The organism is Nonomuraea sp. NPDC049400, from assembly GCF_044466425.1.
Taxonomy (GTDB): Bacteria; Actinomycetota; Actinomycetes; order Streptosporangiales; family Streptosporangiaceae; genus Nonomuraea.
Window position 1 is genome coordinate 212,006 of sequence record NZ_JBITMP010000005.1, and the last position, 25,319, is coordinate 237,324.

30 protein-coding genes are annotated in these 25,319 nt (G+C 70.6%); 13 read left to right on the forward strand and 17 right to left on the reverse strand.

Annotated elements, in window-relative coordinates; all coding sequences use genetic code 11:
• Window positions 1-19: 19 nt before the first annotated feature.
• The 5 genes from urtE to urtA are packed head-to-tail and all read right to left on the reverse strand — an operon-like array spanning window position 20 to window position 4,507.
• Complete coding sequence (urtE, locus tag ACIBVN_RS09080; protein WP_397134285.1) at window positions 20-709, reverse strand: urea ABC transporter ATP-binding subunit UrtE; 690 nt, start codon at window positions 707-709, stop codon at window positions 20-22.
• Window positions 687-1,439, reverse strand: coding sequence for an urea ABC transporter ATP-binding protein UrtD (urtD, locus tag ACIBVN_RS09085; protein WP_397134287.1), 753 nt, complete (start codon window positions 1,437-1,439; stop codon window positions 687-689). The genes urtE and urtD overlap by 23 nt, the downstream gene beginning before the upstream one ends.
• On the reverse strand, window positions 1,423-2,442 hold the full coding sequence (gene urtC, locus ACIBVN_RS09090) for an urea ABC transporter permease subunit UrtC (RefSeq protein ID WP_397134289.1): 1,020 nt from the start codon (window positions 2,440-2,442) through the stop codon (window positions 1,423-1,425). Before urtC ends, urtD begins: the two co-directional genes overlap by 17 nt.
• Complete coding sequence (gene urtB / locus ACIBVN_RS09095; RefSeq protein ID WP_397134291.1) at window positions 2,439-3,287, reverse strand: urea ABC transporter permease subunit UrtB; 849 nt, start codon at window positions 3,285-3,287, stop codon at window positions 2,439-2,441. Before urtB ends, urtC begins: the two co-directional genes overlap by 4 nt.
• Window positions 3,287-4,507, reverse strand: a complete 1,221-nt coding sequence (gene urtA / locus ACIBVN_RS09100) for an urea ABC transporter substrate-binding protein (protein ID WP_397134293.1) — start codon at window positions 4,505-4,507, stop codon at window positions 3,287-3,289. Before urtA ends, urtB begins: the two co-directional genes overlap by 1 nt.
• 199 nt (window positions 4,508-4,706) lie before the next feature.
• On the opposite strand from urtA, the gene ACIBVN_RS09105 reads away from it, so the two are divergent.
• Genes ACIBVN_RS09105 through ACIBVN_RS09135 form a run of 7 tightly spaced genes read left to right on the forward strand, consistent with a single transcriptional unit; the run spans window position 4,707 to window position 9,856 of the window.
• Window positions 4,707-5,009 (forward strand): urease subunit gamma, encoded by a 303-nt coding sequence (locus tag ACIBVN_RS09105; RefSeq protein ID WP_127930875.1) that lies wholly within the window; start codon window positions 4,707-4,709, stop codon window positions 5,007-5,009.
• The gene (locus tag ACIBVN_RS09110; protein WP_397134296.1) at window positions 5,006-5,317 is read left to right on the forward strand and encodes an urease subunit beta; all 312 of its coding nucleotides are present in this window, start codon (window positions 5,006-5,008) and stop codon (window positions 5,315-5,317) included. Before ACIBVN_RS09105 ends, ACIBVN_RS09110 begins: the two co-directional genes overlap by 4 nt.
• Window positions 5,310-7,025, forward strand: a complete 1,716-nt coding sequence (locus tag ACIBVN_RS09115) for an urease subunit alpha (RefSeq protein ID WP_397134298.1) — start codon at window positions 5,310-5,312, stop codon at window positions 7,023-7,025. The genes ACIBVN_RS09110 and ACIBVN_RS09115 overlap by 8 nt, the downstream gene beginning before the upstream one ends.
• The gene (locus ACIBVN_RS09120; RefSeq protein WP_397134300.1) at window positions 7,025-7,897 is read left to right on the forward strand and encodes an urease accessory protein UreF; all 873 of its coding nucleotides are present in this window, start codon (window positions 7,025-7,027) and stop codon (window positions 7,895-7,897) included. Before ACIBVN_RS09115 ends, ACIBVN_RS09120 begins: the two co-directional genes overlap by 1 nt.
• Before the next feature lie 17 nt (window positions 7,898-7,914).
• A complete protein-coding gene (gene ureG, locus ACIBVN_RS09125) occupies window positions 7,915-8,589 on the forward strand; it encodes an urease accessory protein UreG (RefSeq protein WP_397134302.1) in 675 nt (224 codons plus the stop codon).
• Entirely contained in the window at window positions 8,589-9,356 is a 768-nt protein-coding gene (locus ACIBVN_RS09130) for an urease accessory protein UreD (protein ID WP_397134304.1), read from the forward strand. The genes ureG and ACIBVN_RS09130 overlap by 1 nt, the downstream gene beginning before the upstream one ends.
• A gap of 29 nt (window positions 9,357-9,385) precedes the next feature.
• A complete protein-coding gene (locus ACIBVN_RS09135) occupies window positions 9,386-9,856 on the forward strand; it encodes a hypothetical protein (RefSeq protein ID WP_397134306.1) in 471 nt (156 codons plus the stop codon).
• Between the two features lie 3 nt (window positions 9,857-9,859).
• Here ACIBVN_RS09135 and era read toward each other — a convergent pair whose 3' ends face one another.
• The 8 genes from era to ACIBVN_RS09175 form a co-directional block, all read right to left on the reverse strand.
• A complete protein-coding gene (gene era / locus ACIBVN_RS09140) occupies window positions 9,860-10,768 on the reverse strand; it encodes a GTPase Era (protein ID WP_349457030.1) in 909 nt (302 codons plus the stop codon).
• Between the two features lie 18 nt (window positions 10,769-10,786).
• Window positions 10,787-11,263 (reverse strand): NUDIX domain-containing protein, encoded by a 477-nt coding sequence (locus tag ACIBVN_RS09145; RefSeq protein ID WP_397134309.1) that lies wholly within the window; start codon window positions 11,261-11,263, stop codon window positions 10,787-10,789.
• 2 nt (window positions 11,264-11,265) lie between these two features.
• Window positions 11,266-11,583: a cytidine deaminase gene (locus ACIBVN_RS09150; protein WP_397134311.1), complete on the reverse strand. Its 318-nt coding sequence runs from the start codon at window positions 11,581-11,583 to the stop codon at window positions 11,266-11,268.
• A gap of 9 nt (window positions 11,584-11,592) precedes the next feature.
• On the reverse strand, window positions 11,593-12,219 hold the full coding sequence (locus tag ACIBVN_RS09155; RefSeq protein WP_397134313.1) for a hypothetical protein: 627 nt from the start codon (window positions 12,217-12,219) through the stop codon (window positions 11,593-11,595).
• A 318-nt stretch (window positions 12,220-12,537) separates the two neighbouring features.
• Window positions 12,538-13,833: a hemolysin family protein gene (locus tag ACIBVN_RS09160; RefSeq protein WP_397134315.1), complete on the reverse strand. Its 1,296-nt coding sequence runs from the start codon at window positions 13,831-13,833 to the stop codon at window positions 12,538-12,540.
• A gap of 2 nt (window positions 13,834-13,835) precedes the next feature.
• Window positions 13,836-14,306, reverse strand: coding sequence for an rRNA maturation RNase YbeY (gene ybeY / locus ACIBVN_RS09165; protein ID WP_397134317.1), 471 nt, complete (start codon window positions 14,304-14,306; stop codon window positions 13,836-13,838).
• Complete coding sequence (locus ACIBVN_RS09170; protein WP_349457036.1) at window positions 14,303-15,343, reverse strand: PhoH family protein; 1,041 nt, start codon at window positions 15,341-15,343, stop codon at window positions 14,303-14,305. Before ACIBVN_RS09170 ends, ybeY begins: the two co-directional genes overlap by 4 nt.
• Before the next feature lie 91 nt (window positions 15,344-15,434).
• Window positions 15,435-15,779 (reverse strand): histidine triad nucleotide-binding protein, encoded by a 345-nt coding sequence (locus ACIBVN_RS09175; RefSeq protein WP_397134319.1) that lies wholly within the window; start codon window positions 15,777-15,779, stop codon window positions 15,435-15,437.
• A gap of 278 nt (window positions 15,780-16,057) precedes the next feature.
• Between ACIBVN_RS09175 and ACIBVN_RS09180 the strand changes: the two genes are divergently transcribed.
• Both ACIBVN_RS09180 and ACIBVN_RS09185 read left to right on the forward strand, forming a co-directional pair.
• Complete coding sequence (locus ACIBVN_RS09180; protein ID WP_344987656.1) at window positions 16,058-16,570, forward strand: SigE family RNA polymerase sigma factor; 513 nt, start codon at window positions 16,058-16,060, stop codon at window positions 16,568-16,570.
• Entirely contained in the window at window positions 16,567-17,211 is a 645-nt protein-coding gene (locus tag ACIBVN_RS09185) for a hypothetical protein (protein ID WP_397134321.1), read from the forward strand. The genes ACIBVN_RS09180 and ACIBVN_RS09185 overlap by 4 nt, the downstream gene beginning before the upstream one ends.
• 7 nt (window positions 17,212-17,218) lie before the next feature.
• Here the strand turns inward: ACIBVN_RS09185 and ACIBVN_RS09190 are convergent, their stop codons facing one another.
• From ACIBVN_RS09190 to hrcA, 3 genes are read right to left on the reverse strand one after another with little or no spacing between them, the layout of a single operon-like run.
• Window positions 17,219-17,944 carry a 16S rRNA (uracil(1498)-N(3))-methyltransferase gene (locus ACIBVN_RS09190; protein ID WP_397134323.1) on the reverse strand — a complete coding sequence of 242 codons (726 nt, stop codon included), beginning with the start codon at window positions 17,942-17,944 and terminating at the stop codon, window positions 17,219-17,221.
• Between the two features lies 1 nt (window position 17,945).
• Complete coding sequence (gene dnaJ / locus ACIBVN_RS09195) at window positions 17,946-19,085, reverse strand: molecular chaperone DnaJ (protein ID WP_397134325.1); 1,140 nt, start codon at window positions 19,083-19,085, stop codon at window positions 17,946-17,948.
• Window positions 19,086-19,096: 11 nt separating this feature from the next.
• On the reverse strand, window positions 19,097-20,110 hold the full coding sequence (hrcA, locus tag ACIBVN_RS09200) for a heat-inducible transcriptional repressor HrcA (protein ID WP_397134327.1): 1,014 nt from the start codon (window positions 20,108-20,110) through the stop codon (window positions 19,097-19,099).
• 158 nt (window positions 20,111-20,268) lie between these two features.
• Here hrcA and ACIBVN_RS09205 point away from each other — a divergent pair, with 158 nt between their 5' ends.
• The 3 genes from ACIBVN_RS09205 to ACIBVN_RS09215 are packed head-to-tail and all read left to right on the forward strand — an operon-like array spanning window position 20,269 to window position 22,741.
• Entirely contained in the window at window positions 20,269-21,069 is an 801-nt protein-coding gene (locus ACIBVN_RS09205) for a hypothetical protein (RefSeq protein WP_397134329.1), read from the forward strand.
• A gap of 17 nt (window positions 21,070-21,086) precedes the next feature.
• The gene (locus ACIBVN_RS09210) at window positions 21,087-21,893 is read left to right on the forward strand and encodes a DUF3097 domain-containing protein (protein WP_397134331.1); all 807 of its coding nucleotides are present in this window, start codon (window positions 21,087-21,089) and stop codon (window positions 21,891-21,893) included.
• Window positions 21,890-22,741 (forward strand): DUF4870 domain-containing protein, encoded by an 852-nt coding sequence (locus ACIBVN_RS09215; protein WP_397134333.1) that lies wholly within the window; start codon window positions 21,890-21,892, stop codon window positions 22,739-22,741. Before ACIBVN_RS09210 ends, ACIBVN_RS09215 begins: the two co-directional genes overlap by 4 nt.
• Here the strand turns inward: ACIBVN_RS09215 and hemW are convergent.
• Window positions 22,738-23,958 carry a radical SAM family heme chaperone HemW gene (gene hemW / locus ACIBVN_RS09220; RefSeq protein WP_397134335.1) on the reverse strand — a complete coding sequence of 407 codons (1,221 nt, stop codon included), beginning with the start codon at window positions 23,956-23,958 and terminating at the stop codon, window positions 22,738-22,740. The two genes, ACIBVN_RS09215 and hemW, sit on opposite strands and share 4 nt — an antisense overlap.
• A gap of 88 nt (window positions 23,959-24,046) precedes the next feature.
• On the opposite strand from hemW, the gene ACIBVN_RS09225 reads away from it, so the two are divergent.
• Entirely contained in the window at window positions 24,047-25,252 is a 1,206-nt protein-coding gene (locus tag ACIBVN_RS09225) for a styrene monooxygenase/indole monooxygenase family protein (RefSeq protein ID WP_397134337.1), read from the forward strand.
• Window positions 25,253-25,319 lie beyond the last annotated feature (67 nt).

The window sequence follows — 25,319 nt, forward strand, 5'->3', positions numbered from 1 at the left end:
GCGGGCGTGGCGTCTCGCGTCAGACGGCGAGCAGGCGGCGTACCTCCTCTCCGTGCAGTTCCTCGGCGGCTCCCGTGCGTACGACGTGCCCGCCGTCGAGGATGACGAACGTGTCGGCCAGCCGCAGCGCGATGTCCAGGTACTGCTCCACGAGCAGCACGGCGAGCCCCGAGGCGTGCAGCCGCTCGATGGCCGCCTCGATCTCCAGGATGATCGACGGCTGGATGCCCTCGGTCGGCTCGTCGAGGATGAGCAGCTTGGGCCTGGTCACCAGGGCACGGGCCATGGCGAGCTGCTGCTGCTGGCCGCCCGACAGGTGCCCCGCGCTCCGCTTGAGCAGCGGCTTGAGCGCGGGGAAGACGTCCAGCGCCTCGTCGAGTGCCTGCTTGGGCGTCTTGGCGGCCTCCATGGTGACCAGCAGGTTGCCCAGGACCGAGAGCTGGGGGAAGCAGGCGTGGCCCTGCGGTACGTACCCCATGCCCAGCCGCACCCGCTCGTGCGGCTTCAGCCTGGTCACGTCGCGCCCCTCGAACATGACCGTGCCGGCCGTCGCCGGGAGCACCCCCATGACGGTGTTGAGCAGCGTCGTCTTGCCCACGCCGTTGCGCCCCATGACGCACACGAGCTGCCCTGGCCCGACCTCCAGCGAGACCCCGAACAGTACGCGCGCCCTCCCGTACCCCGACTCAAGGCCGGTTACCGACAGCATCGCTCGCCTTCCTCCTCCCCAGGTAGACCTCCTGCACGCGGGGGTCGGCGCTGACCTTGTCCACCGGCCCCTCCACGAGCACCTTGCCCTCGTGCAGCACGGTCACCGTCGAGGCGTGCCGCCGGAGAAACTCCATGTCGTGCTCCACCACGATCACCGTGTGGTCCTCGGCGATCTGGGTGAGCAGCTCGCCGGTGCGCTGACGTTCGTCGCCGGACATGCCCGCCACCGGCTCGTCCAGCAGCAGCAGCCGGGGCCGCTGCGCCAGCAGCATGCCGATCTCCAGCCACTGGCGCTGGCCGTGCGAGAGAACGCCCGCTGAACGCTCGGCGAGCTCTTCGAGCCCGGTCCTGGCCAGGGCCTCCTCCACGGCCCCAGACACGCCCTTGCGGCGCCGGGCCAGCGACCACAGGGGCTTGCGAAAGCTGGCCGCGAGGTCGAGGTTCTCGACCACCGTGAGCTCCTCGAACACGACCGACGTCTGGAACGTGCGGCCGACGCCCAGCCGGACGATCCGGTGCTCCTTCTTGCCGACCAGGTCGTGCTCGCCGAACCGCACGCTGCCCGCCGACGGCTTCGTGAGCCCGGTGATCACGTCGATCAGCGTGGTCTTGCCCGCGCCGTTGGGTCCGATCAGGAATCGCAGCTCGCCCTCCGGCACGGTCAGGTCCACGCCGTCGAGCGCCTTGAACCCGTCGAACACCACATGGACGTCACGTAGCTCGAGCACGTCGCAACCTTCCCGCTATGCCGGCGATGCCCTTGGGGGCGAGCGTCATGACCAGGATGAACAGCGCGCCCTGCAGGTAGAGCCAGCCGTCGGCGAACTGCTCGCTGAACGCCGTCTTGGCGTACCCCATGACGACCGCGCCGAGCACCGCCCCGGCCAGCGCGTGCCGCCCGCCGACGGCCACCGCGACGACCAGCTCCAGCGAGGGCACGACGCCGAGCAGCGCGGGCGAGATGATGCCGACCACCGGCACGAACAGCGCGCCGGCCAGCCCCGCCATACCGGCCGAGGCGGCGAACGTGACGGTCTTGACCAGCGCCGGGTCGTAGCCGAGGAAGCGCACCCGGTCCTCGCCGTCCCTGACCGCGACCAGCAGCCGGCCGTAGCGGCTGTTCACGAGCTGCCGGGTGGCGAGGTACAGGATCCCGAGTACGCACGCCACCACCACGTAGAGCGTCCGCTGCGTGGAGTCCTCGGCCAGGTCCTGGCCGAACAGCTCGAAGAAGTTGGTCATGCCGTTGGTGCCGCCGGTCAGGCCCTGCTGGCCGACGAGCAGGATCACCATGGCCGCGGCCAGCGCCTGGGTGAGGATGGCGAAGTACGCGCCCCGTACGCGCTGCCTGAACACCAGCGTGCCCAGGATCAGGGCGATCGCCACGGGCCCCAGCACGGCCATGGCGAGGGCGAAGACCGGGTTGGCGAACGGCGCCCACAGCGCGGGCAGCCGCTCCACCCCGCTCCACACCATGAAGTCGGGCAGCCCGCCGCCGGCCTCGGTCAGCTTGAGGTACATCGCCATGGAGTAGCCGCCGAGCCCGAAGAAGACGCCCTGGCCGAGCGTGAGCATGCCGCCCTGGCCCCAGGCCAGCCCGATCCCGAGCGCGACGATCGCATAGCACAGGTACTTCGCCAGCAGCCCCAGCCGGAACGGCTCCAGCAGCAGCGGGGCCGCCACCAGGGCGATCACGGCCACGGTCGCGAAAGGCAGATTTCTCTTGATCATGTGAGCACCCTCGACCGCAGCACGAACAGGCCCTGCGGCCGTATCTGCAGGAACGCGATGAGCACGGCGAAGACGATCACCTTCGCCAGGGAGGCGTCGGACCAGAACTCGGCGTAGGAGTTCAGCAGCCCCAGCCCGATCGCCGCCAGCACGGCCCCGCGCAGCTGCCCGAGCCCGCCCGCCACGACGACGAGGAAGGCGTCCACGATGTAGTACGTCCCGAGCGCCGGCCCGACGGGCCCGATGAGCGTCAGCGCCACCCCGGCCACACCCGCCAGCCCTGACCCGATGAAGAACGTCAGCATGTCCACCCGGCCGGTGTCGATGCCGCTGGTCGCGGCGAGCTGCCGGTTCTGGACCACGGCCTGCGTCCTGCGCCCCAGCCCGGTGCGGGTGAGGTACAGCCATACCGCCACCACGCCGGCCACCGCGAGCCCCATGATGAACAGCCGGTTGTAGGGCAGGATGCCCACCCCTCCCGACAGCCAGGAAGGGGCGGGCACCTGCACGTTCGGCGCCCCGAACAGGTCCCGGGCGAGCTGCTGCAGCACCAGGCTCACGCCCCAGGTGAGCAGCAGCGTGTCCAGCGGCCGGCCGTAGAAGTGCCTGATGGCGGCCCGCTCGAGGATCAGCCCCATGACGCCGGCCACCAGGAACGCCGCCGGCAGCGCCAGCAGGAGGTCCTGCAGCAGGAACGCGGTGTACGCCCCGGCCATGATGAACTCGCCGTGCGCCATGTTGATCACCCCCATCTGGCCGAACGTGAACGTCAGCCCGAGCGCGATGAGCAGCAGCACCGCCCCGATCGACAGCCCGATGGGGAGCTGGTTGGCGAAGGCCGACATCACTTCGCCGCCGCCAGGCCGGCCGCCCAGGAGTAACCCTTGAGGTACGGGTCCGGCTTGATCGGCTTGCCGGAGTCCCACACCTGCTTGATCAGGCCGTCGGGCTGGATGACGCCGATGCGGGCGGTCTTGTACATGTGCTGGTTCTCGCCGTCGATCGTGACCTGGCCCTCGGGGCGTTCGAGCGAGATGCCGGGCGCGGCCTTCCTGACCGCCTCGACCTCGGTCGTGCCCGCCTTCTTGACCGCCTCCGCCCACAGGTAGACCGCGTTGTACCCGGCCTCCATGGGGTCGGAGGTGACCTTGTTCTGCCCGTACTTGGCCTTGTACGCCTTGACGAAGGCCTCGTTCGCCGGGGTGTCGGTGGTCTGGTAGTAGTTCCAGGCGACCGGCTGGCCCACGATGTTGTCCACGCCGATGCCGGTGACCTCCTCCTCGGCGATGCTCACAGAAAGCACCGGCATGGTCTGTGCCGAGGCGCCCGCGCTCTTGAGCTGCTTGAAGAAGGCCACGTTGCTGTCACCGTTGAGCGTGTTGAAGACCGCGTCCGGCTTGGCCTGCATGACCTTGTTGACGAGGGTGGAGTATTCGGTGTGGCCGAGCGGGGTGTACTCCTCACCGAGGATCTCCATCCCGTTCGCCGCCGCGTACGCCTTGATGATCTTGTTGGCGGTGCGCGGGAAGACGTAGTCGCTGCCCACCAGGAACAACTTCTTCTTGCCCTGCTCCTTCAGGTAGTCAAGGCCCGGGATGATCTGCTGGTTGGTGGTGGCGCCCGTGTAGAAGATGTACGGCGAGCTCTCCAGCCCCTCGTACTGCACCGGATACCACAGCAGCGCCTTGTAACGCTCGAAGACCGGCAGCATGGCCTTCCTGCTGGCCGAGGTCCAGCCGCCGAAGACGGTGGCGACCTTGTCCTGCCTGATCAGCTTCGTCGCCTTCTCCGCGAACGTGGGCCAGTCGGAGGCGCCGTCCTCGACCACGGGGACGAGCTTCTTGCCCAGCACGCCGCCCGCCTTGTTGATCTCGTCGATCGCGAGCAGTTCGGCGTCGCGGACGGTGACCTCGCTGATCGCCATCGTGCCGCTGAGCGAGTGGAGGAGCCCCACCTTGATCTCTTTCGACTCGGCGGCGGGCTTCGCGTCGGATCCGCAGGCAGAGAGGGCGGACACCAGTGCCCCCACTGCCAGCGCCGAGACAATCGGACGGGAGATTCGCACAGCCGTTCCTTCCTGGCGACCGATACTGCGAGAAAGGTGACTCGGCGAGATTTCCCGAGTAGATCCCGGTTGTTAAGACGCGTTTGCCGAATATTCACAAACGCACTTAATCCGAAATATGGCGATTGAGAAGCAGCGCGAAACCAACACGACATCCCTCGGCAACAGCCACGAAACCGCCGGTTCCTATGGTCCGGCCATGCGGCTTACCTCACACGAGCAGGAACGGCTGCTCATTCACGTCGCCGCCGGGGTGGCGCGCGAGCGGCAGGCCAGGGGCCTGCGCCTGAACCACCCCGAGGCTACCGCCATCATCGCGTCGTTCCTCATGGAGGGTGCCAGGGACGGGCGCACCGTGGCCGAGCTGATGGAGGCCGGACGGTCGGTGCTCGGCCGGGCCGACGTCATGGAAGGCGTTCCCGAGATGCTGGAGAGCGTGCAGATCGAGGCGACGTTCCCCGACGGCACGAAGCTGGTCACCGTACACAGGCCGATCCCGTGATCCCGGGCGAGTACGTGCACCCGGAGGGCGCTCTCGCGCTCAATCCCGGGCGCGAGCGGGTGACCGTGCGGGTGGTCAACACGGCCGACCGGCCGGTGCAGGTGGGCTCCCACTACCACTTCGCGGCCGCCAACCCTGGGCTGGAGTTCGACAGGCAGGCGGCCTGGGGCATGCGGCTCGACGTGCCGGCCGGGACGGCGATCAGGTTCGAGCCGGGCGTCGAGCGCGACGTGACGCTGGTACCGCTGGCCGGCAACCGGGTGGTCCCGGGGCTGCGGCCGGAGTGGGCGGGGCCGCTCGATGGCTGACGGAGCTCGGATCTCGCGCGCCCGCTACGCGGCACTGTACGGGCCCACGGTCGGCGACCGGATCCGGCTGGCCGACACCGACCTGTTCATCGAGGTCACCGAGGACCTGTCGATCGGGCCCTCCGGACCCGGCGACGAGGCCGTCTTCGGCGGCGGCAAGGTGATCCGCGAGTCCATGGGGCAGGCGCGGGCCACCCGGGCGGAGGGCGCGGCCGACCTGGTCATCACCGGCGTGGTGATCCTCGACCACTGGGGCGTGGTCAAGGCCGACGTCGGCATCCGCGACGGCCGCATCCATGCCATCGGCAAGGCCGGCAACCCCGACACGATGGACGGCGTCGACCTGGTCATCGGGCCGTCCACGGAGGTGCTCGCGGGCAACGGCAAGATCCTCACCGCCGGGGCCGTCGACTCGCACGTCCATCTGATCTGCCCGCAGCTCCTCGACGAGGCGATCGCGTCCGGTGTCACCACGATCGTCGGCGGCGGCACGGGACCCGTCGAGGGCACGAAGGCGACGACCGTCACCGGGACCTGGTACCTGGGCCGGATGCTGGAGTCGCTGGACGCGTACCCGCTGAATTTCGCGCTGCTCGGCAAGGGCAACACCGTCTCGTCCGAGGGCCTGATGGAGCAGCTCAGGGCGGGCGCGTCGGGCTTCAAGCTGCACGAGGACTGGGGCTCGACGCCGGCCGCCATCGACGCGTGCCTGAGCGTGGCGGACGCCGCCGGGGTGCAGGTGACGCTCCACACGGACACGCTGAACGAGGCCGGGTTCGTGGAGTCGACGCTGAACGCCATCGGGGACCGGACGATCCACGCGTACCACACCGAGGGGGCCGGCGGCGGGCACGCGCCGGACATCATCCGCGTCGCCGCCTACGCCAACGTCCTGCCCTCCTCCACCAACCCCACGCGGCCGCACACCGTCAACACGCTCGACGAGCACCTCGACATGCTCATGGTGTGCCACCACCTCAACCCGTCGATCCCGGAGGACCTGGCGTTCGCCGAGTCCCGCATCAGGCCCACCACGATGGCCGCCGAGGACGTGCTGCACGATCTGGGGGCGATCTCGATGATCGGCTCGGACTCGCAGGCGATGGGGCGGATCGGGGAGACGATCATCCGTACGTGGCAGACGGCGCACGTCATGAAGGGCCGTCGCGGCTCTCTGGGCGGGCCTGCGGATAATCTGCGCGCCCGCCGATATGTCGCGAAATATACGATATGTCCGGCTATCGCCCACGGGTTGGACGGCGAGATCGGCTCCGTCGAGCGCGGCAAGCTCGCCGACCTCGTCCTGTGGGACCCGGCGTTCTTCGGGGTCAAGCCGGATCTGGTGCTCAAGGGCGGCGTGGTGGCCTGGGCGCAGATGGGCGACGCCAACGCCTCCATCCCGACGCCCCAGCCGGTGCTGCCCCGCCCCATGTTCGGCGCCTCACCGGTGACCGCCGCCGCCACCTCCCTGCATTTCGTCGCCCCGCTCGCGCTCGACTCCGGCCTCGCCGACCGCCTGTCCGTACGCCGCCGCCTGGCGCCGGTGGCGGACGTACGGCGGCGCGGCAAGTCGTCGATGCCGCTCAACGACGCGATGCCCAGGATCGAGGTGGCTCCCGACACGTTCGAGGTACGCATCGACGGCGACCTCGTCGAACCGGCGCCCGCCGCCAGCCTTCCGATGGCCCAGCGCTACTTCCTCTTCTGATGGCGATGAACCCGGCCCTGCTCCTCCTCGCCGACTCCCGCCTGCCGGCCGGCGGCCACGCCCACTCGGGCGGGGCCGAACAGGCCATCACGTCGGGAGCGGTGCACGACGTGCCCTCGCTGGCCCGCTTCCTGCGGGGACGACTCCACACGGCGGGCACGGTCGCCGCCGCCCTGACGGCCGCCGCCTGCGCCCAGTCCGCCACCTCGCCGGCCGCCCTGCCCCCGCCGGCCGCGCCCTCGGCCGCCGCACCATCGCCCACCGCACAACCGGCCACCGCGCCGCCGACCGCCACGATGCCGACCGCCACGATGCCGCAGCGCACCGGCGGTGCAGGCACGTTCGCGGGCGAGTCGGCGTTCGGAAACCCGTTCCCGGAAGCGGGCGGCGGCGCGGAGTCGCCGTGGGTGCTGCTCGACGCCGAGGTCGATGCCAGGACCGCCGCACCCGCCCAGCGGGACGCGTCCAGGACGCAGGGCAGGCTCCTGCTGAGGGTCGCCCGCCGGGTGTGGCCGTCGCCGGTGCTGGACGAGCTTGCGCGGGACGTACCGAACCCCCATCATCCGATCGCCCTCGGAGTGGCGGCGCACGCGGCGGGCGCCACGCCGGAGGAGGCGGCCATGGCGGCGGCGTACCACGCGATCAGCGGGCCGGCCACGGCGGCCGTACGGCTCCTCGGGCTCGATCCGGTGGCCGTGCACGGGCTGCTGGCCGACCTCGCCCCAGACCTCACCGCCGTGGCCGCGGAGGCTCACTTCGCCGCCGCGAACGCGCACCCCCGCTGGGGGGAGCTGCCCGCGTACTCGTCCCCAGCCCTTGACCTCCTGGCCGAGCAGCATGCGCGGGCCGAGGTCAGGTTGTTCGTCTCATAATGAAGGGATCACGACATATGGGCGCCAATCATGATGACCACCACCACGCCCCCGACGGCCGTGGCCGGGCGCTGCGGCTCGGCGTGGGCGGTCCGGTAGGCAGCGGCAAGACGGCCCTGGTGGCCGCGCTGTGCAGGACGCTGGGCCCGTCGCTGTCCCTGGGCGTGGTGACGAACGACATCTACACCACCGAGGACGCGGACTTCCTGCGCCGGGCGGGCGTGCTCGACCAGGAGCGCATCCTCGCCGTCCAGACCGGCTGCTGCCCCCACACCGCCATCCGCGACGACATCGCCGCGAACCTGGACGCCGTGGAGACCCTGGAGCACCGGTTCGGCCCGCTGGACCTGGTGATCGTGGAGAGCGGCGGTGACAACCTGACGGCCACGTTCAGCCGGGGGCTGGCCGACAGGCAGATCTTCGTGCTGGACGTGTCGGGCGGTGACAAGGTGCCGCGCAAGGGCGGCCCGGGCGTCACGACGGCGGACCTGCTGGTCGTCAACAAGACCGACCTCGCCCCGATGGTGGGCGCCGACCTGGGCGTTATGGACCGCGACGCGGCGGCCGTACGCGGTGACAGGCCGGTGCTGTTCACCTCGATCAGGCAGGACCCCACCGCCGCCACGGTCGCCGGCTGGGTCTCCGAACAGGTGAGCGCCTGGGCCCACACCCACGCGGCCCCCGTCTCCTGATGTCCGGCCGTCGCGCGATGCGGGCCGGTGCCGCGGTGGCCACGGCCCTGTCCCCAGATGGCCGGACCCTCATCCACCGCCTGGCCTCGGCGCCCCCGCTGACGCTGCGCCAGACGGGCCCGTACACCGTGCACCTCGTCTCCACGGCGGCGGGCCCGCTCGGTGGCGACCGCCTCCATCTGGACCTCGACGTCGCCCCGCGCACCACCCTGGAGCTGGGCTCGGTCGCCGCCACTCTGGTCCTGCCGGGGGACGGCGAGTCCGAGCTGCTGGTCACCGCCCGGGTGGGGGCGGGCGCCAGGCTCCGCTTCGCCCCGGAGCCCACGGTGCTCGCCGCCGGTTGCCGGCACCGCCTCCTCGTACGTCTCGAGCTGGCGGCGGACGCCGAAGTGCGGTGGCGCGAAGAGATCGTCTTCGGCCGGCACGGCGAGGCGCCGGGACGCTGCCATGCCCGCTTCGACGCGACGCGCGAGGGCCGCCCGCTGCTCAGGCAGGAGTTCACCGTCGGCGACCCGGCCCTGGACACGTCCCCGGCCGTCTACGGTGCGGCCCGCTGCGTCGGCACCACGTTCCTCACGACGACCGCCAAGGAGCCGGTCGTGGCCGAGGGCGTCGCCGTGCTGCCCCTGGCCGGCCCGGGCACGCTGGTGTCCGCCCTGGCCGGCGACGCGGTCCTGCTCCGCTCCCGCCTCGAATGGGGCGAACGCGCCGCCACCTGTCCTGACCCCTGCGACGGTGGTGACGAGTCCGTTGCGTATGCCTGGTGACAGGCGCGCCCCCGGCTTACAGTGATCGTGTGGCCGATGACCTCCAGTCCACCCCAGCCAGACCGGCGGCCCGTCGCGGCTACGCGCTGGGCGTGGTGGTCGCCGGAGCGCTCCTGGTGTTCTGCGCCGTGCTCCCGTGGGCCGGGCTGGAGGTGAAGAGCGACCTCATCGGCGGCGCGCTGGCGAACGACGTGCGCGGCATCGACGACCGGTTCGGCGTCTACACGCTGCTGGCCGGGCTGGTCGCCCTGGGCTTCGGCGTCGCGGGCCTGCTCACCCGGCCCAGGATCGCCGCCCTGGCCGCCCTCCCCGGAGCCGCGGCGGTGGCGGTGCTGGTGCTCTTCATGACCGACGGGGGCGGTCTGCGCGACCGGATCTCCGTGGACCTGGGCGAGATGTTGTCGATCGGTCCCGCGGTCAAGTTCGGCTGGTTCGCGGCGCTGGGCTGCGCGGTGGCGGTCGTCGTGCTCTCCGTCCTCGCATTGGTGCGCCGCGCCTGACCGTCAGTCGTAGAAGCCCAGCCGCCGGAGCTGCTTCGGGTCGCGCTGCCAGTCCTTGGCCACGCTGATCCGCAGGTCCAGGTAGACGCGGGTGCCCAGCAGGGCCTCGATCTGCTTGCGGGCCTTGGTGCCCACCTCGCGCAGCCGCTCTCCCTTGTGCCCGATGACGATCGCCTTCTGCGAGGGCCGCTCCACGAACATGTGCGCGTAGATGTCCAGCAGGTCGTCGCGCCCCTCGCGGGGCAGCATCTCGTCCACGACCACGGCGATCGAGTGGGGCAGCTCGTCGCGTACACCCTCCAGCGCCGCCTCCCTGATCAGCTCGCCCACCAGCACCTGCTCCGGCTCGTCGGTGAGCTGCCCGCCCTCGTAGAGCGGCGGCGACTCCGGCAGGTGCTCGATCAGCACATCGGCCACCACGTCGAGCTGCTCACCCGACTGCGCCGACACCGGCACGATCGCCGCGAACTCCGCCACCTGCGACACCGCCAGCAGCTGCTCCGCGATCTGCTCCTTGCTCGCCAGGTCGCACTTGGTCACCACGGCCACGACCGGCGTCTTCTTCACCGCCGAGAGCTTGTCGGCGATGAACCGGTCACCCTTGCCGATCGGCTCGTTGGCGGGCACGCAGAAGCCGATCACGTCCACCTCCGTCAGCGTGGACAGCACCAGGCTGTCGAGCCGCTCCCCCAGCAGCGTGCGCGGCCGGTGCAGACCCGGCGTGTCGACGATGACGAGCTGGGCGTCGGGACGGTGCACGATGCCCCTGATGGCACGCCTGGTCGTCTGCGGCTTGGACGAGGTGATCGCCACTTTGCTGCCGACCAGAGCGTTCATGAGCGTGGACTTGCCGACGTTCGGCCTCCCCACGAAGCAGGCGAATCCGGCGCGATGGCTGTCTGGCGAAGTCACGTACTGCATTGTGTCCCATCAATGAGCGTGCTCACGCCACCAGGCGAACGCCTCGGGGACCACCCCGGGCGTCCACGGGGTCGTGGCCAGCTCGGAAAGCTCCTGCTCGGTCACCCAACGGTAGCCGTTGATCTCGACGCCGTCGGGCTCGGGGACGCCCGCGACCAGGGCGCAACCGTAGCCGGCGATGACGTAGCCGACCTGGTGGCCGTTCGGGTAGACGGTGCGGAACTCGGGGCCGCCGTAGACCCCGATCAGGCCCCGCACCTCGATCTCGATGTCGAGCTCCTCGCGCAGCTCCCTGACGGCGGCGTCCTCGGGCCGCTCGTCCGGGTCGATGCCCCCGCCGGGCGCCGCCCAGAGCCCCACGTCGCCGTGCCGGGCCACCAGCAGCCTGCCCGTGTCGTCGAACACGAACGCCGCCACCGACGGCAGCATGAGCAGCTCGGAGCCGACCTTCTCCCGCAGCCTCGCCAGGAACGGCGACATCGGCATGCTCAGCCCCGCAGCGTGCCGTCGGGGCCGGCCACGAGCAGCGACTTGACGCCCAGCTCCGCGGCCACGGCCTCGTCGGCGGCGCTCGGCGCGCCCTCGCTCACCAGCGCGACGGCCTCCAGGGACCGAGCGCCGCTGGAGACCGCCATGGCCACCGCCACCTGCACCGCCGAGAGCGTCAGCGCGTCCAGCGCCACGTTCGTCGCCGAGTATGTGCGGCCGGTCTCATCCCGTACGGCGGCGCCCTCGGCGGACTCGTTGCGCGCCCTGGCGGCCCGGGCCAAAGTGATGATCTTGTTGTCTTCAGGATCGAGTGTCACGGAACCAGGTTAGGCGCTGGCCATGGAGATGACCGCGTCGACCACCTCGCGCGTGCGGGCGGGGTCCATGTCGTCCATGCTCGTATGCACCACGGACACCAGAGTGTCGCCCACGCGCGACAGCACGACGTCCATCGCGTACGGGTAGCCGTTCAGCCGCCCGAGCAGCCGCGCGCTCACGGTCTCGTCCGCCTCGATCTCCAGCGGCAGCATCTGCGAGCGCAGGTCCGTGCCGGAGGAGGTGCGTAGCTCCTGGCACGACTCCATGGCCCTGGCCAGCTCGTCGAGGTGCTCCTCCGCCTCCCCGTCCGCGTAGCGCGCCAGCCCCACCCCGGCCTGCTCCCCCAGCCCGTCGCCCCGGTAGCTGGCCGCCGCCTGGGCCGTCAGCGCCTGCCCGGGCGCCCGCCCTCCCGCGGGCTCCAGCACGGCCCGGCAGTTCTCGTCGCCCTGCGTGAACGGCATCCGCCACGCCTGCTCCGCCCTGACCGCGAATCCCTCCGGCAGCTGCGGCCCCTTGTGGAGCACCTCGCGCAACTGCGCCGCGGCCTGCGGGTCGAGGACGTTCGCCGCCTCCCCGCCTCCGCAACCCGCAAGGGCGCAGGCCAGCAGCCCGCAGGCGATGATCTCGCGTTTCATGATCCCCCCTGGATCGCAGCTTCCCCTGTCGAGGAATGCGGGAATCCACCGGAGTTTCCACCAATACGCAAAAAGGTGCCCCCATCCGGTTTTCCAGATGGGAGCACCCTTCGCGTCGACCTGCGTCAGAGCCGGCTGGCCGGCCTGGACGCCGTCGTTCCCCCCAGGGCATCCTCCCGCCGCGAACCCCACCCGGCGTTCGGATGCCTCCCCCTTGTGACACCCACCGCACTGGATGTCGTGTTAAGAGAGTGCCCTGGCGGGCTTGCAGAAGACTTGTAGAACACTTGCGGTCTTCGCCCGGGTTCGTCCAGCGGGTCAGTCGTGGTCGGCAGGGGCCGGGTCGGTCTCCTCCTCCAGAGCCTTGGCGTGGCGCACCACGACGGTGCTGATCCGGTTGCGGCGGCCCGCCAGGCTCTCGGCGGTGAGCATGAGCCCGGCCACCTCGGCCTGCGACCCCGCGATCGGCACCCGCCCGAGCGCGTGGGCGAGCAGCCCGCCCACGGTCTCCACGTCGTCCACCTCGATCTCCGTGTTGAACAGCTCGCCCAGCTCGTCGACGGGCATCCGGGCCGTCACCCGCATGCCGCCGTCGGGCATGGGCTCGACGCGGGGCGCCTCCTGGTCGTACTCGTCGGTGATCTCGCCGACGATCTCCTCCAGGACGTCCTCGATCGTGACGAGCCCGGCGGTGCCGCCGTACTCGTCGATGACGATGGCGATGTGGATCTGCCGCGCCTGCATCTCCCGCATGAGCTGGTCGATGGGCTTGCTCTCCGGCACGTACGCGGCCGGCCGCATGATCGTCTCGACCGTCTCCTTGCCCCCGCCCTCACCGGCCTCGTGGATCTTGCGGGCGATGTCCTTGAGGTACGCCATGCCGATGACGTCGTCCTCGTTCTCGCCCACGACGGGGACGCGGGAGAACCCGCTGCGCAACGCCAGCGACAGGGCCTGGCTGATCGTCTTGCCGCGTTCGATGTAGACCATGTCGGTGCGGGGCACCATGACCTCGCGCACCAGCGTGTCGCCCAGCTCGAAGACGGAATGGATCATCTCGCGCTCGTCCGGCTCGATCACCCGGCGTTCCTCGGCCAGGTCGACCAGGTCGCGCAGCTCGGCCTCCGAGGTGAACGGCCCCTCGCGGAACCCCTTGCCGGGGGTCAGGGCGTTGCCGAGCAGGATGAGCAGCTTGGGCAGGGGGCCGAAGATGCGGGTCAGGCCGTACACGATGGGCGCGCTGGCGAGCGCGACCGGCTCGGCGTGCTGGCGCCCCAGTGTGCGCGGCATCACGCCCACCACGACGTAGCTGGTCACGATCATCACGACGGCGGCCCAGACGTACGCCCAGCCCTGGTCGTGCAGGAGATCGATGAACAGCAGCGTGGCGATGACCGTGGCCACCAGCTCGCAGCTCAGCCTGAGCAGCAGGAGCAGGTTGAGGTAGCGCGGCGGGTCGTCGACGATGGCCTGCAGCCGCACGGCGCCCCGCCGGCCCTCGCGCACGTATTCCTCGGCACGCACCCTCGAGATGCGCGTCAGTGCCGTTTCCGCACTGGCGATCAGGCCACCGATGATCACAAGGGCGATGGCCGACAACAACCAGGCGTTCACCGCTAGTTGCGCACCTCCTGCCACGACTCGAGGAGCCGGGCCTGCAGGCCGAACATCTCCTTGTGCTCCTCGGGCTCGGCGTGGTCGTAGCCGAGCAGGTGGAGGATGCCGTGAGTGCACAGCAGCTCCAGCTCGTCGGCCGTGCTGTGACCCGCCTCCTCGGCCTGCCTGGCGGCCACCTGCGGGCAGAGCACGACGTCGCCGAGGAGCGCCGGGTCCGCGGGGCTGTCGGAGTCGCCACGCGCGCCCCCGCCCGGACGCAGCTCGTCCATCGGGAACGCCAGCACGTCGGTCGGGCCCGGCTCGCCCATCCACTTCTCGTGCAGCTCGGACATGGCGTCCTCGTCGACCACCACGATGGACAGCTCGGCGAGCGGGTTGATGCCCATCTCGCCGAGCACGTGGGCGGCCAGGGCGACGAGACTCTCCTCGTCGACCCCGACGCCCGACTCGTTGTTGATCTCGATGCTCATGGTCGCCGCTTCCCCCGATGCTGGATGCTCTTCGGCTCCTGGGCGGCCTGCGAGGCGTCGTAGCGCCCGTAAGCGTCCACGATCTCGCTCACCAGCTTGTGGCGGACCACGTCGGAGCTGGTCAGGCGGGCGAAGTGGATGTCGGGGATGCCGTCGAGGATCTCCTGGACGACCCGCAGCCCGCTCACCGTGCCGTTGGGCAGGTCGACCTGCGTCACGTCACCGGTCACCACGATCTTGGAGTTGAAGCCGAGCCGGGTGAGGAACATCTTCATCTGCTCGGCCGAGGAGTTTTGCGCCTCGTCGAGGATGATGAACGCGTCGTTGAGCGTGCGTCCGCGCATGTACGCCAGCGGCGCGACCTCGATCGTGCCCGCGGCCATCAGCTTGGGGATGGAGTCGGGGTCGAGCATGTCGTGCAGCGCGTCGTAGAGGGGCCGCAGGTAGGGGTCGATCTTCTCGTACAGCGTGCCGGGCAGGAAGCCCAGCCGCTCGCCGGCCTCGACGGCCGGTCGGGTCAGGATGATCCGGTTGACCCGCTTCTCCTGCAGCGCCCGCACGGCCTTGGCCATCGCGAGGTAGGTCTTGCCGGTGCCCGCGGGGCCGATGCCGAACACGATCGTGTGCTTGTCGATCGCGTCGACGTACCGCTTCTGGTTGACCGTCTTCGGCCTGATGGTGCGCCCGCGCGAGGAGAGGATGTCGAGGGACAGCACCTCGGCGGGACGGTCGGAGGTCATGCGGAGCATGGCGATGCTGCGCTCGACCGCGTCAGGGGTGAGCTCGCCGCCGCTGCGCAGCACCTCGACCAGCTCCTCGAAGAGCCGCACCACCGCGCCGCTCTCGTCGGGGCTGCCGGTGACGGTGATCTCGTTGCCGCGAACGTGGATGTCGGCCCTGAAGGCGCCCTCGATGACGCGTAGCAGCTCGTCGCGGGAGCCCAGGAGGCTGACCATCGAGTATTCGTCCGGAATCAGCACCTTGGCTTGAGTGCGCGAGGGAGGTGCCGTGCGTCGGGATTCGTGTAGTTCGGACATGGGCAGGCCAGTGGCCTGATGCCTCCCGGTCTCTTTCGGTGTTCTTCTGAGCCCATCGTATCCGGGACCGGGCCGAACGCTCTCCCCAATATCAGCCGGGCGGCCAGGTCAGGTCACGCCCGCCCAGAACATGGGCGTGCACATGGAAGACGGTCTGCCCCGCGCCGAGCCCGGTGTTGAACACCACGCGGTAGCCGCTGTCGGCCACGTGCTCCAGCACGGCCACCGAATGGGCGGCCTTGAGCACCTCGTCGGCCAGCCCGTCATCGGCCTCGGCGAGCACCGCCGCAGTGGCGTGGTGCTGCTTCGGGATGACCAGCACGTGGGTGGGCGCCTGCGGGTTGACGTCCCGGAACGCCAGGGTCCTGCCGGTTTCATAAACGATCTCGGCGGGAATCTCCTTGGCGACGATTTTGCAGAAGAGACAATCGCTCACCCGATCACCCTACCGAGAGCCCCGGCGTACGAAACCCGTTGCCAATCGGTAATCCTCTGTGTCGTGCGAAGGAAGATCCACAAGGTTAGGGTGTGTGTGCGACACTTCAACGAAAAAGGACGATTCAGGGTCGGGCGAGCGCCACCTGGCGAGGACACGACTGGGTAATGCACCCTAAGGAACCGGGGAAACCTCAAGAACCGGAAGAGCGTAAACCCTCTGGGAAGGCTGAGCGTCCCATTGATGTGACCACCGAAACCCTTCTGGCCGACAGGTCGATGGGGGCGGCGCCGGTCGGGTGGGATGCCGACATGGCCGTGACCGCGCTCTACAGCGCGCACTTCCGGTCGTTGGTGCGTCTCGCCGTGTTGCTGGTGCGAGACACGGCAACAGCTGAGGAGGTCGTGCAGGACGCGTTCGTCGCCATCCATGGTGCCTGGCGTAGGCTGCGTGACCCCGACAAAGCACTGGCCTACCTCCGTCAATCCGTCGTCAACCGGTCCCGTTCCGTGCTGCGTCACCGCGCGGTCGTGGAGAAGTACGCTCCCAAGGGTCTGCCGGACGCCCCGAGCGCCGAGAACGGCGCGATCGGCGAGCTGGAACGCTCCGCCGTCATCGAGGCGTTACGCGCCCTGCCCACCCGTCAGAGAGAAGCACTGGTTCTGCGGTACTACGGTGATCTGTCCGAAGCTGAGATCGCCCACGCGATGGGCATCAGCAAGGGCGCGGTCAAGAGCCACACCGCACGTGGCATGGCCGCACTGCGATCCGTTCTGGAGAAAATGTCATGACCCAGCCCCCCGACGAGCACGGCGACATCCTGCGCCGTGCGCTCCGCGCGGAGGCGGACGCGGTCGTGCCCTCGCCGGACGGACTGGAGATCATCCGCGCCCGCATCGAGCGGCGCGGCGTCCGTAATCTGTTCTGGTGGCGAGCGGGCGCGGCCGCCGCCAGCGCCGTCCTGGTGGCGGGCACGATCGTGATGGCCGTTCCGCAGCTGCGCACGCAGATCATCAACTCGCAACCTGTCGAGAACCAGACCTCCAGACTCCCGTCCAACTCCTCCACCACCCGTTCCCAGGAGCCGCCGCCCAGCGAGCCGCCCCAGGACCAGCACCCCGTCGTGGTCCCCGAGGTCTCCAAGAGCCCGTCGCCCCGGCCCACGAAGAGGGCCGAGTCGACCAGCAGGCCGTCGCCGACCCCGACTCCGACCCCGACCCCGACCGCCTGCCCGACGCCGCAGAGCGAGCAGGCCGACCCGCCATCCGATTGCCCCACAGCCTCGCCGACGCCGCCACCGCCGTCGCCGTCGGTGGAGGAGACCCTGCAGCCCACGTCATGCCCGGTCGACGAGTGCCCGCCCGATGACGTCACCGACACCCCCACCGACGTGACCAGCCCGTTGGTGGACGCCTCCCACACGACGCCCTGAACGGGCTCTACCAGCGTCCGGTACGCGCGAGCAGCACCGAGGCCGCCGCCACCCCCGCCGTGGACGTACGCAGCACCGTGGGGCCCAGCAGCACCGGCACCGCCTTCGCCGCCCGGAACCCGGCCAGCTCCTGCTCCGAGACGCCTCCCTCGGGCCCCACGACCACCACGATGTCGCCCGACGCGGGCAGCGCCACGCCGGACAGCGGCTCGGCCGCCTCCTCGTGCAGCACCAGGCCCAGCGCCGCGCCCGCCAGCAGCTTCTCGACCTGCGCGGCGGTGGCGGGCTCGGTCACTTCAGGCAGGTGGAACCTGCGGGCCTGCTTGCCCGCCTCGCGAGCGGTGGAGCGCCAGCGGTGCAGCCCCTTGGCGACCTTGTCGCCCTTCCACTGGGTGATGCTGCGCGAGGCCGCCCAGGGGACGATGACGTCGACGCCCGCCTCGGTCATCATCTCGACCGCGAGCTCGCCCCTGTCGCCCTTGGGCAGCCCCTGGACGACGACCAGCCGCGGCTCGGGCGGCTCGACCTCGTAGCGGCGCAGCACGTCGAGCCTGAGTGAGTCTTTCAGCGCCTCGCGCACGACGCACTCGGCGACCGAGCCGGCGCCGTCGGTCAGATCGACCCGCTCGCCGGCCCGCAGGCGTCGCACGGAGGCCGCGTGCCGCCCCTCCGGGCCGGCGAGCGTCAGCTCGGGCCCGTCCAGCTCCTGGGACAGGAACACCGGGACGGTCACGTCACCTGCCGTTGAAGGCGTCGCGCAGCCGGGAGAAGAAGCCCTGCTGGCCGGGGGCGAACTTGCCCGGCGGCCGCTCCTCGCCCCGCTGCTTGGCCAGCTCGCGCAGGAGCTCCTCCTGCGCCGGGTCGAGCCGGGTCGGGGTCTCGACGTTGACGTGGATCAGCAGGTCGCCGCGGCCGGACTCGTTGAGCCGCTGCACGCCCCGCCCGAACATGGTGATGACCTGGCCCGCCTGCGTGCCGGGGCGGACGTCGATCTCCTCCGCGCCGTCGAGCGTCTCCACGGTCAGGATGGTGCCGAGCGCGGCGGCCGTCATCGGGATCTGCACGGTGCAGTGGAGGTCGTCACCACGCCGCTCGAAGATCTCGTGAGCCCGCTCGACGATCTCCAGGAACAGGTCTCCGGGCGGGCCGCCGCCGGGGCCGATCTCGCCCTCGCCGGCGAGCTGGATGTGGGTGCCGTCCTCGACGCCCGCGGGGATGCGGACCTTGATCGTACGGCGGGTGCGCACCCGGCCGTCGCCGGAGCACTCCTGGCACGGATGGCGGATGATGGTGCCGAACCCGCCACACTGCGGGCACGGCCGCGAGGTCATGACCTGGCCCAGGAACGAGCGGGTGACCTGGGAGATCTCGCCGCGCCCGCTGCACATGTCGCAGGTGTCGGGATGCGTGCCGGCCGCCGCGCCCGCCCCGTGGCAGACCTCGCAGAGCACGGCCGTGTCCACGACGAGCTCGCGCGTGGTGCCGAACGCCGTCTCGCGCAGGTCCAGCTCGACCCGGATGGTGGCGTTGCGCCCCCTGCGGGCGCGCGAGCGCGGCCCCCTGGCGCCGCCCGCGGTGCCGAAGAAGGCATCCATGATGTCGCTGAACGGGAAGCCCGCTCCGAAGCCGCCGGCGGCCGCCCCTGCTCCCGCGCCGCCGAAGGGGTCGCCACCCAGGTCGTACATCTGGCGCTTGTTAGGGTCGGACAGCACCTCGTAGGCCTGCGTGATCTCCTTGAACCGCTCCTGGGTCTCAGGATCGGGGTTCACGTCGGGATGCAGCTCGCGGGCCAGGCGGCGGTACGCCTTCTTGATCTCGTCCTGACTGGCGTCACGGCGCACCCCGAGGGTGGCGTAGTAGTCGCTGTTTGCCACTTATCGACCTCTTATGATGCAGCCAGGATCTGGCTGACGTAGCGTGCCACCGCGCGCACGGCGCCCATCGTAACCGGGTAGTCCATCCTCGTCGGTCCCAGCACGCCGAGCCGGGCCAGTTGCTTGTCGCCAGAACCGTATCCGGTCGCGACAATGGACGTCCCTCGCAGGTAGGGGTTTTCGGAGCCGATGCGCACGGTGAGCGCGGACGGTGTGTCTGTGGAGGTCTCGCCCAGCAGCCGCATGAGAACGACCTGCTCCTCCAGGGCCTCGAGCACGTCACGCAGGCCGGTCGTGAAGTCGGCGCCCGCCAGGTTGGCCGCGCCGGCGAACACGATCTTCTCGTCGTGCCGCTCGACCAGCGTCTCAAGCAGCACCGACAGGATCGTGGCCACCGCGGGCCGGTCTTCGACGGGCAGCCGCTCGGGAAGGTCGGCGACCAGCTCGGGCACGGTGCTCAGGCCGCAGCCGTCGAGGCAGGCGTTGAGCACCGCGCGCAGATGGGCGATGCGGGTTTCCTCCACCACTTCGGGCAGCTCGATCACGCGCTGCTCGACGCGGCCGGTGTTGGTGATCAGCACGAGCATGACCCGACGGTCGCTCAGCGGCACCAGCTCGACGTGCCGGACCGTCGAACGCGTCAGCGTCGGGTATTGCACGACCGCCACCTGCCTGGTCAGCTGCGCGAGCAGCCGGACCGTGCGGGTGACCACGTCGTCGAGATCGACCGCGCCCGCGAGGAACGTCTCAATGGCCCTGCGCTCGGCCGCCGACAGGGGCTTGACCTGCGAGAGCCGGTCGACGAACAGCCGGTAGCCCTTGTCCGTCGGCACGCGGCCCGCGCTGGTGTGCGGCTGGGTGATGTAACCCTCCTCCTCCAGCGCGGCCATGTCGTTCCTGACCGTCGCCGGGGAGACCTTCAAGTTGTGGCGCTCGGCGAGCGCCTTGGAGCCCACCGGTTCGTTGGTGGACACGTAGTCTTCGACAATGGCGCGTAGCACCGCCAGCTTCCGATCGTCGAGCACGTGCTCACCTCCTGCCTCTGACATCTGAGGAGCACAACCATCTAGCACTCTGTGTTCCTGAGTGCCAAGTGTACGGCTCTCGCCCACAAGGTGCGATAACACCAGGTCGCAAGCTGGCTCCTAGCTTCTTACAAGGGGCAAGTACCACACTTGCCGACATGAGCGACAATTCCCCGCCTCCGCCGTACGGCCCGCAACCCGGCTCCCAGCCGGGCCACGGCCCTCAGCCCGGGCCCCAGCCGGGCTACGGCCCCCAGCCCGGGTCCCAGCCGGGTTATGGGCAGCCTCCGCCGCAGTACGGGCCTCCGCCTCAGCACGGGGCGCCACCGCAGTACGGCCCGCCTGCCCAATTCGGCCCACCTCCTCAGTACGGACAATACGGCCAACAACCCCAATTTCCCCCTCGAATCGACTCGAAAGCCATCAAGCCGCCCCTGTGGTGGATCGGGCTCTCCTGGGCGATCTTCGTCGTGTGCGCGATCGCCGGCGTCGTCCTGTTCGCCACGGGCATCGTGAGCAGCGTGAACGACCTCGCCCCGACCAGGACGTTCGCGTCCGGCGAAAGCGTGACGCTGCCGATCGACCCGGCGAACAAGCCCGCGATCTACCTCTCCAGCGACACGACCGTCCACTACGAGTGCCAGATCTCCGGCCAGGCCAAGCTCGCCAAGACCAAGGGCACGCAGAAGGTCACGTCCGGAGCCGTCACCTGGGAGCAGCTCCTCGTGATCAACGCCCCGTCCAAGGGCGACTACCAGCTGATCTGCGCCACCCAGGAGCAGGCAGACGTGCGTTTCGGCGTGGGCCGTGAGCTGGCCTCGGCCACGGGCGGCATCGCCGGCGGGGTGGCCGCGCTCCTCCTGGTCCCGGGCGCTGGGCTGCTCGTGGCCGTCATCGGCACCGTCGTCGTCCTGGTACGCCGTAGTGGCGCGCGTAAGCGCCTTGCGGTCAGCGGGTGATTTGCTACGGTCCCCGTGTGTACGAGGGCGATGTGCTGGCGGGGAATTGGCGGCGACCGGGGAAGGGCAAGATCCCCAAAGTGCCCGCCGAGCTGGACCTCGTCGTGGAGGACGCCGACAGCGGCTTCTGCGGCGCGGTGGTGGCCTGCGACAAGGAGGCCGTGACGCTCGAAGACCGGTTCGGCAGGCGCCGGCTGTTCCCGCTCGCGCCCGCCGCGTTCCTGCTGGAGGGCAAGCCCGTGACGCTGGTACGCCCGACGGCGGCCCCCGCGGGCCCCAGGCGCAGCGCGTCGGGTTCCATCGCCGTGGAGGGGCTGCGGGCGAGGGTCGCCAAGGAGAGCCGGATCTATGTGGAGGGCGTGCACGACGCCGCCCTGGTCGAGAAGATCTGGGGTCATGACCTGCGGGTCGAGGGGGTCGTGGTCGAATACCTGGAGGGCGTGGACCACCTGCCGGACATCGTGGCGGAGTTCGGCCCGGAGCCGGGGCGCCGGCTGGGGGTGCTGGTGGACCATCTCGTCCCCGGGTCCAAGGAGAGCAGGATCGCGGCCGAGATCACCTCGCCGGACGTGCTCGTCGTGGGGCATCCGTTCATCGACATCTGGCAGGCGGTCAAGCCGTCCGTGCTGCGCATTCCCGCCTGGCCCGCCGTGCCGCGCGGGGTGCCGTGGAAAGAGGGCGTGATCGCCGCCCTGGGCTGGCGCATGGAGCCCGCGGAGGCATGGCGGCGGATCCTCGGCGCCGTCTCCACGTACGCAGACCTGGAGCCGGAACTGCTCGGCCGGGTCGAGGAACTGATCGACTTCGTTACGGAGGCATCATGAGCCAGGACCCACCGCAGCCGGCGCCGGACGACGACGCCACCCGCTTCGTCCCACCGTCGGACATCCCGCCCAGCCAGGGCTCCGGTCCCCAGCAACCGGGCTACGGACAGCAGCCCGCCTCAGAGCCGGGGTACGGCCAGCAGCCCGGGTACGGCCAGCAACCCGGCTCCCAGCCCGCCTACGGCCAGCCAGCTTATGGACAACCGGGGCAGCCCGGTTACGGACAGCAGCCCCCGAGCTACGGGCAGCTTGGTTACGGCCAGCAGCCCCCGAGTTACGACCAGCCCGGCTATGGCCAACCTGGTTACGGGCAGCCTGGTTACGGGCAGCAGCCTCCGAGCTACGGGCAGCCCGGCTACGGGCAGCCCGGCTACGGCCAGCCTGGTTACGGCCAGGCCGGCTATGGGCAGCAGCCGCCGAGCTACGGCCCTCCCCCGCCCGGTTACGGCCCCGCGCCGGGGCAGCCCGGCTACGGGTACGCCGCGCCCCCTGGAGAGCCGTACGTCCCCGGCAGGTTCGGCCCCCGCCCGGGCACCGACGACACCACCATGGCGATGCTCTCGCACCTGCTCGGCCTGCTGGTCTCCTGGATCGGGCCGCTGATCATCTACCTGATGAAGAAGGACGAGTCCCCCTACGTCAGGGATCAGGCGGCGGAGGCGCTGAACTTCCAGATCACGATGTTCATCGGCTACGTGATCGCCTTCATCCTGTCGTTCATCTTCATCGGCGTGCTCCTGCTGCCGGTCATCTGGATCCTGTCCCTGATCTTCCACATCCAGGGCGCAATGGCCACCAACCGGGGCGAGAGGTACCGCTACCCGTTCTCCATCCGCATGATCACCTAGACCAGCAGATCCCTGATGAGGGCGTCGGCCAGCAGCCGTCCCTGGAGCGTGAGCACCATCAGGCCCGACCTGAACGGCCCGGGCTCCAGCAGCCCGCGCGCCAGGGCGCTCGCCACGGCCGGGCGCGCGGCGGGCGCCACCGCGGCCAGCGGATAGCCGGACGACAGCCGCAGCTCCAGCATCAGCCGCTCGGCCGCCCGGTCGTCGTCCTCGAGCACCTCGCGCGCATGGGCGGGCGAGGCGCCGGCGGACAGGCGCTGGGCGTAGGCGGCCGGGTGCTTGACGTTCCACCAGCGGGTGCCGCCGACGTGGCTGTGGGCGCCGGGCCCGGCGGCCCACCAGTCGCCGCCCGTCCAGTAGAGCAGGTTGTGACGGCAGCGCGCCTGGTCGGAGGTGGCCCAGTTGGACACCTCGTACCACCTGAACCCGGCCTGCGACAGCAGCTCGTCGGCGATCTGGTAGCGGTCGGCGGCCACGTCGTCGTCGGGCATGGGCAACTCGCCGCGCCTGATCCTGGCCGCCAGCCTGGTGCCCTCCTCGACGATCAGCGAGTACGCCGACACGTGGTCGGGCCCGGCCTCGATCGCGGCGGCCAGCGAGGCCCGCCAGTCGTCGTCGGACTCGCCCGGCGTGCTGTAGATGAGGTCGAGGTTGACGTGCTCGAACCCGGCCCGCCTGGCCTCCTGCACGGCCGCCGCCGCCCTGCCGGGGGTGTGCCGGCGGTCGAGCACCTTGAGCACGTGCTCGCTTACGCTCTGCATGCCGAAGCTGACCCGGTTGAAGCCGCCCTGGCGGAGCTTGTCGAGGTAGGCCGGGTCCACGGACTCGGGGTTGGCCTCGGTGGTCACCTCGGCCCCCGGCCGCAGCCCGAACTCCGAGTCGATCGCGGCCAGGATCCTGGCCAGGTCTTCCGGGGGCAACAGCGTGGGCGTGCCGCCGCCGAAGAACACCGTCTCCACCGGCAGGTCGGCCGCGCCCAGGACGCGGCGCGCGAGGCGGATCTCCTCGACGACCGTGTCCGCGTAGTCCCGCTGGGAGGCGCCGGGGCCCAGCTCGGCAGCCGTGTAGGTGTTGAAGTCGCAGTAGCCGCAGCGAGTCACGCAGAACGGCACGTGCACGTAGAAGCCGAACGGACGCTCGCCGAGGCCCCTCAGGGCGCTGTCGGGCAGCTCGCCCGAGGTGGGCGCGGGGTCGCCGTCAGGCAGGGTGGATGGCACGCTTCCAGTTTGCCGGGTACTCAGGGGTGCTATCGAACTGCAACCCCCGGGGTATCCACTGATGCCAAACCGGCTGAAAGGGGTCCCCATGGCGGGCATCGGCATCGTGGGCGCAGGGATCTCCGGTCTGACCCTCGCGCTGCGCCTGCAGCAGCTCGGCATCGACGCCACGCTCTACAGCGAGGCCGACGCCGACGCCATGCGCTCGGGGCGCCTGCCCAACACGGTGGGCAGGATGGGGCACACCCAGGCGCGCGAGCGGGAGCTGAGCAGCGAGCACTATCGCGATCCCGGGTGCCTGATGACTTCCGCCAAGCTCTCGATCAAAGGGGATCCGCCGCTGGAGTTCCTCGGCAGAGTCCCCGAGCCGATCCACGCGGTCGACTTCCGGTTGCTGCTCCCCGCGTACCTGGACGATTTCACCGCCCGGGGCGGCGAGCTCGTCGTCACCGGCGCCGCTCCCGACGCGGTGCAGGTGGACCGCTGGTCGCGGGAGCACGAGCTGATGGTGGTGGCGTCCGGGCGGCGCTCGGTGACGGAGCTGTTCCCGCCCGACCCGAGGCGCTCGCCGTACGACCGGCCGCAACGCATCCTCACGGCCGGGTTGTACGGTGGCCTCGACCTCGGCCCCATGTTCAGCTACAACGTCTCGCCGGGATGCGGGGAGATCCTCCGCCTGCCGATGATGACCAGGCACGGCGTGGTCTCCGGCGTCCTGGTCGAGGCGGTCCCCGGCGGGCCGCTGGAGCCGATCTCGCACCTGCCCGCGGCCGAGGTCGCCGGAGAGCTGGCGCGGCTGCTGCCCGAGCACGCGCCGCGGCTGGCCGAGCGGACGGACACGGGCTTCGAGCTGCTGGGCAAGGAGGATCTGTTGCAGGGCGCGGTCACGCCGGTCGTACGGGAGGCGGTGGCGGAGCTGCCCAGCGGCCGGATCGCGCTGGCCGTCGGCGACGCCTGGATCACCAACGACCCGCTGACCGGCCAAGGCGCCAACCTGGGCTCGGCCTGCGCCTGGATCGCGGCCGACGCCATCGCGGCGGGCGGCCCGTACGACGCCGCCTTCGGCCACACCACGGCGGAGCGGATGTGGGAGGCGGCGGCACCGGTCACGCAGTGGACCAACACGTTCCTGCGCCCGCCGGCCGAGCACGTCGTGACCCTGCTGCTGGCCGCCGCGACCAGGCAGGAGGTGGCGGACCTGGTCCTTGGGCTGTTCTCGAACCCGGCGTACGCGTGGGCGGTGATCTCCAGCCCGGAGGAGGTGGCACGGATCGTCGACGACGGCCCCGCATGAGCACACCCCCGGAGACCCACGCGGCACAGGCCCCGGGCTCAGAAGGACCCGCCACCTACCCCCGCGC